The sequence below is a fragment of the Streptosporangium brasiliense genome (assembly GCF_030811595.1).
GTDB lineage: Bacteria > Actinomycetota > Actinomycetes > Streptosporangiales > Streptosporangiaceae > Streptosporangium > Streptosporangium brasiliense.
The window spans coordinates 1,918,978-1,930,369 of sequence record NZ_JAUSRB010000001.1 but is presented as its reverse complement, the minus strand read 5'-3'; the positions used below and the strand labels follow the sequence as shown (position 1 = coordinate 1,930,369).

Sequence of the window (11,392 nt, the reverse complement as noted above, 5' to 3'; positions counted from 1 at the left end):
GGTCTTTCCCTCCTGTGCATCACGGGGCCGCCTCTTTACGGCCCGCTCTTTCCTTCATCGCCGTCCCGTCGCAGACGGCGAGCATTGGGGCGTCGCCGGGCATCCACAGCCGGGGATGCCGGTGGCGCAGCCGGAGGAGGAAGGCGACGGTGCCCGCCGTACCTCCGAGGAAGGTCGGCGCCGAGCCGCCGTCGTGGTCGGGGACCAGCAGCCGGCCGGACCGGTCGACCGCCCTGGTCTCCAGGCAGGCGGCCAGGTCCAGCGCCCACCGGTGGTAGCGGTCCTCACCGGTGAGGTCGGCCATGTCGAGCAGGAACTCGCCGTCGCCGGACAGCCCGTGGCACGGCACCGGGCCCGACTGCCACCGGGTGCGGTGCACGGCCGTCGCCGCCCCGCGCGCGAACTCCAGGGCGAGCGGGTCGCCGGTGGCCTGCCAGTGCCTCACCAGGAACGAGCCGATCCCGGAGGATCCGTTGCACCAGTACGGCCGGCGTGGGCGGACCGTCTCCAGGTCGCCGCGTAAGGTCGGCCACCAGGCGGTGTCCCCGTCGACGTCCGCGTGCGCGTAGAGGGCGCGGGCGATCTCGTGCGCGGTCGCCGTCCAGTCGGGCCGGTCCAGGGCCCGGCCGGCGTGCAGCAGCGCGGTCCCGATCCCGGCGATGCCGTGGGCGTAGCCGAAGTGGTTGGCTCCGGCGAGGCCGGAGTCGAACGTCTCCGGCGTCGGCCACTGCGGGTGCCCGTCCAGGTACGACCGGGCGCCGTGCAGGTTCTCGAACGTCTCGGCGGCCTGTTCCCGCAGCGCCGGATCACCCGATCGCAGCGCGACGCGCAGGACCGCCATGCCGCATCCGGCCAGCCCGTGCGTCACGTCCGGGCTGGGGTGGTCGGTCGGCAGCAGACTCGCCATCCGCACCGTGGACCGGGCCAGCCCGGCGTCGCCGAGGGCCGTCGCGGCGTCGTACAGCGCCCACACCGCGCCGGAGCGTCCGAAGTAGAGGCCGGGCCGCCAGACGTCCTCCTCCTCCAGCCGCCGCAGCAGCCGGTGGGAGAGCCCGGCGACCGCGCCGGCCGCCTCCGGCGCGGGCATGGCCGACGTCAGGACGGCGAGGATGCCCGCCGCGCCGCCGTGCACCGAACACGGGTCCGGCTCGGCCCCGCCGGAGGCGTCCGGCTGCGACAGCAGGCCGCCATCGCGCGTGTCCACCGCCTCCACCAGGTGCGCGATCCCGTCGTCGATCAGCCGGTCGATCCGGCTGGGCGGCCGGGCCGCGCCCTGCTCGGAGGCGCGTTCGGAGACGCGTTCGGAAGCGCGTTCGGAGGCGCGTGAGGGGCCGGAGCGCGCGGGGACGGGCGCGGAACCCGACCGCTCGGAAACGACGGCCTGCTCAGGGACGGACGCGGAACCCGACCGCTCGGAAACGACGGCCTGCTCAGGGACGGACGCGGAACCCGACCGCTCGGAAACGACGGCCTGCTCAGGGACGGACGCGGAACCCGACCGCTCGGAAACGACGGCCTGCTCAGGGACGGACGCGGAACCCGACCGCTCGGAAGCGAGGGCGGCGAGGAAGCGCTCGCACCGCTCCAGCGGCCAGCGCCGCTCCGGCTCCGCCGCCAGCAGCCCCTCCGCCAGCGGCCGCAGCAGGGCCAGCGTGGGGTTGGCGGCGGCCACCGCCGCGACCCGGCCGAGGCCCGGCGGGTCCAGGTGGGCGCCGACCGCCAGGAAATACACCATCGCGCCGAGGCTGTAGAGGTCGGCGCTGCCGTCCGGCGCGGGCCGGGGCTGCCCGACGTGATCGGTCAGCTCCGGCGCGAGATAGCCCGGGGTCCCGGCCACCATGACGGTGGCGCCCGGCACGGCCGCGTGCTCCAGGTCGATGAGCCGGAGTCCGCCGTCGGGCAGCAGCATCACGTTGCCCGGCGACAGGTCCCCGAACACGTGGCCGCGGCCGTGCACCGCCTTCAGCAGCCCGACCAGTCCCCCGACGACGGGCAGCACGTCCGCCGCCCCGTTGCCGAACCCGTCGTCGCCCAGCGGCCCGGCGTTCCCGTCGGACCAGCGCTGCAGCGTGATCCCCGGCACGGACTCCTCGACGAGGAAGACGTGCCCGCCCTGCTCGAAGAAGTCCACCACGGCGGGCACCGCTCCGGTCCCCGCGAGCGCCTCCAGGCAGGAACGCTCCGTCGCCACCCGGTCCCGGGCGTCCTTGCCGCGCAGGTCGGCGCAGGCGTGCGGGCGGCCCTCCTTGACGACCACCTCGCGCCCGGTCTTGGTGTCCTCGGCGAGATACACCCCGCCCCGGTTGGCATGCCGTACGGCCCGGCGGACGACGAAGCGGCCGTTCAGCATGACCGCGGCCGTCCCGGGGCGCCGCTCCGGCGTGGGATCGTCGAACGGGCAGGTGGCGAACGGCGGCGGGGAGAAACGCGGCCGCCGCTCGTCGAGGACGAGCCGGCCCTCCGGCGAGCGCAGCCGGATCTCGTAGAAACCGTCGTTACCGAGCACCCGGTGCCCACCGAAAGCACCGTAGCGATAATGCACGATCCCGCCCGGCCGGTAAGGGCGGTCGGAGAGGATCACGGGCCCGGGAAGGCCCCGGGTGGCCTCGTCGAGAACGGCGGCCAGGCGCACCGATTCCGCGTCGTCGCGCGGATAGACGGTGACGAACTTCCCGGCCTGCGCACGGCTGCAGTGCGGTTCGAGGAATTTCCAGTAGTCGCTCAGCCGGGCGGGGAACTTGAAGGCGCAGCCGGCTTCGACCAGCACCCGCGAGACACGGGAGAGGACCACGGGGGCGGAGAGCATCGTCGCCGAGACGTGCAGCTTCCACCCCTGGTCAGGGAGGGCGCAGGGGTCCGGCGCGACCTTGCACCAGAGGGCGTCCTCGGCGATCGACCAGCCCTGCGCACCGGCGCGTCCGAGCTCGGCGGTCACGATGTCGCGCAGGATGGCCGGGTCCGTCGAATACGTTCTCACGTGCGCTCACCCCCGGTCCGTCGTGGCTGTTTCCGGCTGGACAAGAGATTGGCGGACGACTCTTGTAAAAGATTGGAGATTTAATTGCACACGAGGTGAAGGCGCGTTTGTTCCGGCGAAAAAAATCTTCCCGCCAAAATGGCCATGTCATTATCGGATTTGTGCTCACACCCGGCGGCGCCCCGCCCGCCTCAGCACCCCCGTCCAGCCCGCCGCTCCGGCGCGACCCATCCTCACCATCCGCCCCGCCCCCACCTCTCGCAGGCCGCATGGGAGGGCGGGACCGGGCGGTGCGGACACGGGACCGGAGGTCAGGAATAATCCGGCCGTCACGGTGTTGAGGGTAGTTGAAAGTTAAATGACATGAGGAAGGTGGGAACGATGCAGTTCGGGATCTTCACCGTGGGCGATGTCACCACAGACCCCACCACCGGCCGGACGCCGACCGAGCACGAGCGGATCAAGGCGATGGTCACCATCGCGCTCAAGGCGGAAGAGGTCGGGCTGGACGTCTTCGCCACCGGCGAGCACCACAACCCGCCCTTCGTGCCGTCGTCGCCGACGACCATGCTCGGCTACATCGCGGCCCGGACCGAGCGGCTCATCCTCTCCACCTCCACGACCCTGATCACCACCAACGACCCGGTCAAGATCGCCGAGGACTACGCGATGCTCCAGCACCTGGCCGACGGGCGCGTCGACCTGATGATGGGCCGCGGCAACACCGGGCCGGTCTACCCCTGGTTCGGGCAGGACATCCGCCAGGGCATCCCGCTGGCGATCGAGAACTACGCGCTGCTGCACCGGCTGTGGCGCGAGGACGTGGTCGACTGGGAAGGCCGCTTCCGCACTCCCCTGCAGTCCTTCACCTCGACCCCCCGCCCGCTGGACGGGGTGCCGCCGTTCGTCTGGCACGGCTCGATCCGCAGCCCCGAGATCGCCGAGCAGGCCGCCTACTACGGCGACGGATTCTTCGCCAACAACATCTTCTGGCCCAAGGAGCACTTCATCCGCCTGATCGAGCTCTACCGCGAGCGCTTCGCCCACTACGGGCACGGCACTCCGGAGCAGGCCGTCGTCGGGCTCGGCGGCCAGGTGTTCATGCGGAAGAACTCCCAGGACGCCGTGCGCGAGTTCCGTCCCTACTTCGACAACGCGCCCGTCTACGGCCACGGCCCCTCGCTGGAGGAGTTCACCGACCAGACGCCGCTCACGGTGGGCAGCCCGCAGCAGGTCATCGACAGGACCCTGACCTTCCGGGACTCCTTCGGCGACTACCAGCGCCAGCTGTTCCTGATGGACCACGCCGGCCTGCCGCTGAAGACCGTGCTGGAGCAGCTCGACATCCTCGGCGAGGAGGTCGTGCCGGTGCTCCGCAAGGAGTTCGCGGCCGGCCGGCCGGCCCAGGTGCCGGACGGCCCCACCCACGGGGCCCTCGTCGCCCGCCGCGCCGCCGAGGCGGCCGGGGAGCCGTCCCTCCCCGCGGGCTCCCCGGCCTGACCGGCCCACGCTCGCAACCCGCGCGCCCCCGTGGAACCCGCGCACACCATGAAGGAGAGTAGATGAAGCCCCTGAAGCTCGTGGCGGTCTCGGCCGGCCTCAGCCAGCCCTCGTCGACACGCCTGCTGGCCGACCGCCTGGTCGAGGCGGCCGGGCGGCATCTGGCGGAGGAGCGCGCGGCCGAGGTGCGCGTGGTCGAACTGCGCGACCTCGCCACCGACATCGCCAACAACATGGTGACCGGGTTCCCCGGCACCGCGCTGCGTGAAGCGATCGAGGCGGTGACGGAGGCGGACGGCCTCATCGCCGTGACGCCGATCTTCACCGCCTCCTACAGCGGTCTGTTCAAGTCGTTCTTCGACGTGATCGACAACACCGCGCTCGCCGGCAAGCCCGTGCTCATCGCGGCGACCGGCGGCACAGCGCGGCACTCCCTCGCCCTTGAGCACGCCCTGCGCCCGCTCTTCGTCTACCTGCGCGCGATCGTCGTGCCCACCGCCGTCTACGCCGCCTCCGAGGACTGGGGCACGGGCGGGGACACGCGCACCGACGACCTCGCCGCCCGCATCACCCGCGCGGCCGGGGAACTGGCCGACCTGATGCTACGCCGGCCGGCGACCGCCGGGCGGGCCGGCAGCGGACAGACCGGCGCCGGGCGGGTGGACGCCGTCATCCCGTTCGAGCAGCAGCTCGCGGCGCTGCGCCCCTGAACGCCCCGCGGCGGACAGCGCCCCGCCGCGGTCACGGCCGGCCCGGGTTCCGAGCAGCCGGATCCCGACCGGTACGGATCCCGAGCGGTACGGGTCCCGAGCGGTACGGTTGCCAACCGGCCCGGATCCTGACCGGTACGGGTCCCGAGCGGTGCGGTTGTCAACCGGCCCGGATCACGAGCGGTGCGGGTCCCGAGCAGCATGATTGTCAACCGATACAGGCCCCGAGCAGCGCGGATCCCGAGCAGCGCGAGGTTCCGGCCGGCGCTACAGCGCCTGGAGGAACCTCGCGGCGATCGGCGCCGCCACCCTGCCGCCGCTGCCGCCGTTCTGCACGAACACCGCGAAGGCCAGGGAGTCGCGGTAGCCGATGAACCAGGCGTGGGCCTGCGCGCCGCCGACCTCCGCGGTGCCCGTCTTGCCGGCGGTGCCCGGCGGGAGGCCGGCCTGGGCGGCCGTGCCCTGGGTGACCACGGCTCCCATCATCGCGCGCAGGCCGGCGACCACGCCTCCGTCCAGCGGCACCGGCGCCGGCAGATCGGCGGAGGGCTCGGCGGTCATGACCGCCGGTCTCCAGACGCCGCTCGCGACCGCCGCGGCGACCTCGGCCATGCAGAGCGGGCTGGCCTGTACCGAGTTCTGGCCGATGGCGTCGGAGCCCAGCTCGTTCAGGTCCCCGGACGGCCGGATCCGGCAGAAGCTCAGGCCGGGCTTCTCCCGGAACCCGAACCGGTCGGCGGCCTCGGCGCGCAGCCGGTCGTCGCGCAGCCGGTCGTAGGTCTGCTGGACGAAGGTGGTGTTGCAGGAGAGCGCGAAAGCCGTGGCGAGGGACACCGTCCCGTGATCGGCGCGGTCGTCGTTGGTGAAGCTCCTGGCGTTCGGGATGGTGTAGGAGGCCGGGCAGGTGACCGGCGAGTCCGGGGTCAGCCCGGTGCCGAGCAGCGCGGCGGCGGTCACCACCTTGAACGTCGAGCCGGGCGGGTAGAGACCGTTGAACGCCCGCTTGCCGCCCAGAGTGTCCGCCACCGCCCGGACCTGGGCGGTCTGGAGGTCGAGGGCCACGATCGCGGCCGGGCTTCCCAGCCCGTCCAGGGCCCGGGCGGCGGCGGCCTGCACGGGCTGGGAGATCGTGCTCCGCGCCTCCGCGGGCGGCGGGGCCGGGGAGGCCAGCAGCACCCGGCCCGAGGGGGCCTCCTCCAGCACCAGGACGGCCGCCGTGTCGTCCAGGCCGGTGACGTAGTCGCCTGCCCTGCTGTCGCGGGGGAACGGCAGCCCCTCGCGGGTGAGCACGGCCGGACGGCGGACCCTGCCCTCCCGGAGCCGCAGGCTCCCGCCGTTCTTGAGGGAGGGGTGCAGCGTCTCGGACGACCAGAGCACCTTCCAGGCGCCGGAGCGCAGCCCCAGGCGCAGGACCGCGGAGAACTCCCACCGGCCCAGCCCTGTCACCTCCCGCACCCCCCGGAAGGCGACCTCGGCCGCCTCCCCGCCCTGGCGGCGCAGCTCGCCGGGGGCGATGGACAGCGACGCGACCCGCAGCTCGGCGTCGAAACGCCGGTGCCGCTCGGCGAAGTCGGCCGGCGGATCGGCGACCAGGCCGCTCATCGAGGGGAAGTCGCCGGCCTGCCAGGCGGCGAAGTATCTCGCCGCGGCCGGTTCGGGGCCGTCCGGCGGAGGCGGCGCCGGAGTGGACGTGGGCGGGGCCGACGGCACGAGAGGGGGGACCGGCGGCGGGGTGGACGGTACGGCGGCGGGCGGGGGCGCCGAGGTGAGCGGCACGGCGGGGGTGGGCGTCAGGGACGACGGCTGCCCGGCCCTCCCTTCGGCGAGCCCGGGCCGCCGGGGCGGCGAGGCCATCACGGCGTCCGGTATGGTCACCAGCCCGTACGCCCCGACAGCGATGATCGCCACTATCGTGACGGCCAGCGCGAGGAGCCACCGCCTGTTCATCCCGTGATACCCCCTTGATCCCCCTTGATCCCCACGGCTGTATATCAGCGGCGGAGCGGGCGGGCCAGGTCCGCATCCGGCCAAGCGCGGCCCGGCCGGGGGCGGAGCGCCGGCGCGGGAGAACAGGTCCCGGGAACGGGTCGGGGACCGCCCGCCCCCTTCTCTCCGCAGCTTTTGATCTTGCTCCGGCAACGGGCCGTCCGCGCGAACGCGGAGCGCGAGGCTCGTGACCTGATCGGAGGCCGTGTCGAGCACGACCTCGGGACAGGGGTTACAAAGGGCGACGGCCGACCTGATGATCGTCGCCAACCACCGACCGGCCCTGACCGACGAGGAACCGGCCGCGATCGAGCGGGCGGTGCCGGCCTCCGCGGTCGCCGAGGACCACGGGGTCCGGTCCGCCCAGGACGGTGAGCGCTGATGCGTGCGTCAGGGACGCTCGACGCCGAGACCATCCTGACCGCCACCGAGGACGTGCCGCGCCGGCACGGGCCGGAGAAAGCCACGGTGCTGGACGTGGCACGGGCTCTGGGGGTCAGCCACGCCGGCGTCTACCGGCACTTCCCGTCCAAGGCGGCGCTACGCGAAGCCGTCACCCTCTCCCCGCCGCCGGCTCGGTCACTGATTCGGGCCGGGAGCGGGCGAGGAGCTGAAGACGCCCTCCCTGGTGTATTTGCACGCGCCGCCACCGCATGCGGGATTCGAGTCCCAGCCGTCGCTGTAGGCCACCATGCGGTAATGGTTGGCGAGTCCCTTGGTTTTCGCCTGCCAGCCCCCGGGCGGCACCTTGCCGTCGAATTGCTTGACGTAGTTGCCCAGGACGTTCCGGTAATAAATCCGGTGCCTCGCGTACAGGTAGTCGGCCGATCCCACCGGGGTGCAGTTGTAGACGTAGCTGTTGGCGTAGCGGAACTTGCCGCCGAAGTCCGATGAGTAATACGACTTGGGCGCCATCCCGGCCACCGCGGAATCATGCCAGTCCACATACGGGTAGTAACCCGAGTAACACGACTGGCCCGAAACGGTGGAGACGCGGGCGGCGGAGCCGGGCACCGCGAGGGCACGGGCGATGACGGGAGAGGCGGTGACCGTCCGCCCTTCGAGGTCCGGCGGCGTCGGATCCTCCCGGAACTCCTCCAGCAGCAGCCGGGGGACCGGCAGGCTCGTCGGGGTCGCGTCGAGGTAGGCCTCGAGCATGCTTCCCACCGGAAGGCGCACGATCGGCGCGTTCTCCCCTCCGCGTCCTTCCTGGAACAGCCCGTAGTCCTGCGAGGACGCGCTGTAGGAGAACACGACCCGCACACCGTTCACGTAGCTGAGTTCGGCGAGCGTGTCCTCCGGCTCCTCCGGCTCCTCGGACGGGGAGCCGCCGACAGGGGGCGCGGCCCGCGCCTTCGAGTGCGCGAAACTCGTGGGCGCCGACGAGGCCAGGACCGCAAGAACCATGAGGGACACGGTCGCCATTGAGGTAAGCTTCCCGAGCGCCATCAATTACTCCTCGAACGCTGGAATAAAGTCCTGCGCGGAGTATGAACCGAGCCCTCCAGAATGGTCAAGCAAGAAGCCGTCCCCAGAACACGGAGATCCGGCCCGCCGTGTCGGCCGATTAATAATTGACCCCGCGGCTCCATGCTTTCAAACCGGACGGGACGTCTTGTTCCGCCCTGCGGCCCGGGGCTCTTCTTACCGTCCCATCGCATGACGGAACGGGCGAGGAGGCTTCAGGAAAGGCGAGATTTCATTCTCGTCGATGTCCTCACCGGGGCGGTGAACGCGGGCGGTGAACACGGGGATGTGCGGGCCGGCGGCGGATCGGGCCGGACCGGCGGCCCGGGAGACCGTGATCCCGCGTGAGCGGGTCCGGACCGGCCCCGGCGCCCGCTGACGCCCCGGGGCCGATGACCACCCCGGGCGAGGGCCCGCGCCGGTGCGCGGGCCCTCGTGTCAGCCGCGATCCTCGGTCAGAGGCGGCAGGAGACCTTGTAGTTCCCCACGTTCGACTTGACCGCCTTCGGGGTGCCCGGGAACAGCTCCAGCCATACGGACGCGCTGGTGTTGTAGGTCGGCTGCATCCCCAGCACCGCGTGCTCGGTCCGGGGGCCCTGGTCGTGGAAGAAGGCGGTGCGCACCGCCGACGTCCGCGTGTAGGAGCCGAAGTCGAGGACCCACCGGTAGGGCACCCGGCCGGGCCCCTTCGCGGTGATGTCACCGGACAGGTACTGGCGGTAGTCCGCGTTCCAGCCGCAGTAGTAGAGGTACAACGACTCCTTGGCCACCTTGACCGACTCGACCTGCGCGTCCGCCGTCGGCGGCGTGCCGTCCTCGCAGGTCACCGTGGAGGTCGCCACCTCCGACCTGACCCCGTTGACCTCGATCGCCAGGGAGACGACGCCTCCCTCGGTGATGGGCCGGTGCGCGGTGAAGCTCCGGTGCATCTCGTTGAGCCTGACCTCTTCCACCGGCCCCGGGACCCCGTTCCAGATCCGCCGGAACTTGACGATCGCCGGCTTCTTCTCCGCCTCGAACCTGACGGAGAACGGCAGGTCCGCCGCGCCCTCATCGCTGTCCGCGGGCGGGCAGGGGCCTCGGTAATTGGGACGGAGCGCCGTCACCGTGACGGTGGCGTCGGTCGCGTCGGTGCACTTGATGGCGTAGGGGAACTTGTTGGAGACCACGGACCCGGCCGGGGAGAGGATCTCGATGGCCCGCCAGCCCGAACGGGTGTCGAAGGCCACCCTCTCCTCGTAGTTGACCGGGACCTCGGCCGCGCCGCCCTGGGTGAACTCGCGGGTCTGCTCCTGCGACTTCCAGCCGTTGCTGTCGATCCACCGGTACTTCACGGTCGCCGGGACCCGCGACACCTTGAGGGTGCCCGTGGTGTTCCAGTAGAACGGGGTCCAGCAGGGCCCCTCGTAGTCCCCTCGGTTTATCCCGGTCACCGTCGCCGACGCGGTGGCCTGCGGGGCGGTGGGCGTCCCCGAGGCCGTCGGCCGCGGAGTCCCGTTCGGGGCCGGGGTCGCCGGCGGCACGCTCGGCGTCCGGGTGGGCGAGGGCGAGGCCGACGAAGTGGGCCGGACCGTCGAGGCGGGATCCGGCTGGACGGTGACCGATCCCTGGCAACTCACCTGGAAACGGACCTTCTTCGACGTCCTGCCCCGCGCACCAAGAACCTGCAGCGCCTGCCAGCTCCTGGTGTCGGTGGTGAACGTGCGCCGGTCCCAGAGCGTGACCCGGCCGGTCAGCACGGCCGTCCGTACGGCTCCCGCCGCGCCGTCCCCCCGCAGCCAGCGATATTTGATCTTGGTGCCGGGGCGGCCCTTGACCACCGCCGCGAAGCTGACGTTCACCGGGCAGTCACCGTTGTAGCGCGCCGGTGACGCCTTGGCGGCCGACACCGTAACCGGACCGGAAGCCGCGGTGGCCGGGGTGGCCACCGCGACACCACCGATCGCGGTACCCATCGCGAGAATCGCGATCAATTTTCTTACATTGGAAATCACGGGCCCGAAGGGTAGACAGGGTCACTTGGATCTCACTGGTCACCGACTTGTAGCCACTGGTAGCGGGTGCGCCGGATCATCCGGCGGCGCGGGCGGCGGTGACGAAGCTTCTGATCAGGCCGGCGTCCTTCACCCCGGGCGCGACCTCCACGCCGCTCGACACGTCGACGCCCCAGGGCCGGGCGGCGGCGATCGCCTCGGCCACGTTCGACGGGTCCAGACCGCCCGCCAGCATCCAGCGGCCCGCCGGACGGCCGCGCACCGCCGCCCAGTCCCACGGCTGCCCCGAACCGGGCCTGGGCGCGTCGACGATGAGCAGGTCCTCGTCGAAGGCGCCGCAGCGCAGATCCGCGCCCGCGGCCCCGGCGCGGATCAGCGTGAGGTCGAGGTCCTTCAGCGCGGTGAAGTCATCGTGCGGGTGGTCGCCGTGCAGCTGGACGGCGCGCACCCCGGCCTCCAGCGCGGCCGCCCGGATCTCCTCGGGGGTCTCCCCGGCGAACACCGCCACGGTCAGCACGTGCGCGGGCACCGTGGAGGCCAGTTCGCGTGCCCGCGCCGGGGTGATCCGCCGGGGACTCCTGGTGAGGACGTAGCCGATCGCGTCGGCTCCCGCCTCGACGGCGGCCGTCACATGCTCGGGCTCGCGCAGCCCGCAGATCTTCACGTACACCCTCCGCACACTATCGGCGCGGGGCGCCTCCGGCCGCCACCCGCGTGATCGCCCCGGGCCCGCCTCCAGCGAACAGTGATCTACAGGA

8 protein-coding genes and 1 pseudogene are annotated in these 11,392 nt (G+C 72.2%); 4 read left to right on the top strand and 5 right to left on the bottom strand.

Features of this window, described 5'->3' with window-relative positions; all coding sequences use genetic code 11:
* Nucleotides 1–19 precede the first annotated feature (19 nt).
* The gene (gene lanL / locus J2S55_RS08460) at nucleotides 20–2,977 is read right to left on the bottom strand and encodes a class IV lanthionine synthetase LanL (RefSeq protein ID WP_306858499.1); all 2,958 of its coding nucleotides are present in this window, start codon (nucleotides 2,975–2,977) and stop codon (nucleotides 20–22) included.
* Between the two features lie 381 nt (nucleotides 2,978–3,358).
* Here lanL and J2S55_RS08455 point away from each other — a divergent pair, with 381 nt between their 5' ends.
* On the top strand, nucleotides 3,359–4,477 hold the full coding sequence (locus J2S55_RS08455) for an LLM class flavin-dependent oxidoreductase (protein WP_306858498.1): 1,119 nt from the start codon (nucleotides 3,359–3,361) through the stop codon (nucleotides 4,475–4,477).
* 62 nt (nucleotides 4,478–4,539) lie between these two features.
* Nucleotides 4,540–5,187, top strand: a complete 648-nt coding sequence (locus J2S55_RS08450; RefSeq protein ID WP_306858497.1) for an FMN reductase — start codon at nucleotides 4,540–4,542, stop codon at nucleotides 5,185–5,187.
* 267 nt (nucleotides 5,188–5,454) lie between these two features.
* Here J2S55_RS08450 and J2S55_RS08445 read toward each other — a convergent pair whose 3' ends face one another.
* Nucleotides 5,455–7,134, bottom strand: coding sequence for a penicillin-binding transpeptidase domain-containing protein (locus J2S55_RS08445; protein WP_306858496.1), 1,680 nt, complete (start codon nucleotides 7,132–7,134; stop codon nucleotides 5,455–5,457).
* 244 nt (nucleotides 7,135–7,378) lie between these two features.
* Between J2S55_RS08445 and J2S55_RS08440 the strand changes: the two genes are divergently transcribed.
* Both J2S55_RS08440 and J2S55_RS48255 read left to right on the top strand, forming a co-directional pair.
* Nucleotides 7,379–7,555 (top strand): hypothetical protein, encoded by a 177-nt coding sequence (locus tag J2S55_RS08440; RefSeq protein WP_306858495.1) that lies wholly within the window; start codon nucleotides 7,379–7,381, stop codon nucleotides 7,553–7,555.
* Nucleotides 7,555–7,716, top strand: a pseudogene (locus J2S55_RS48255) (helix-turn-helix domain-containing protein); the annotation flags it as partial. The gene J2S55_RS08440 and the pseudogene J2S55_RS48255, both read left to right, overlap by 1 nt.
* 36 nt (nucleotides 7,717–7,752) lie before the next feature.
* Here the strand turns inward: J2S55_RS48255 and J2S55_RS08435 are convergent.
* From J2S55_RS08435 to J2S55_RS08425, 3 genes are all read right to left on the bottom strand, one after another.
* Nucleotides 7,753–8,580, bottom strand: a complete 828-nt coding sequence (locus J2S55_RS08435) for a hypothetical protein (protein WP_306858494.1) — start codon at nucleotides 8,578–8,580, stop codon at nucleotides 7,753–7,755.
* A 515-nt stretch (nucleotides 8,581–9,095) separates the two neighbouring features.
* Nucleotides 9,096–10,613, bottom strand: coding sequence for a hypothetical protein (locus tag J2S55_RS08430; protein WP_306858493.1), 1,518 nt, complete (start codon nucleotides 10,611–10,613; stop codon nucleotides 9,096–9,098).
* 97 nt (nucleotides 10,614–10,710) lie between these two features.
* The gene (locus tag J2S55_RS08425; RefSeq protein WP_306858492.1) at nucleotides 10,711–11,304 is read right to left on the bottom strand and encodes a phosphoribosylanthranilate isomerase; all 594 of its coding nucleotides are present in this window, start codon (nucleotides 11,302–11,304) and stop codon (nucleotides 10,711–10,713) included.
* Nucleotides 11,305–11,392 lie beyond the last annotated feature (88 nt).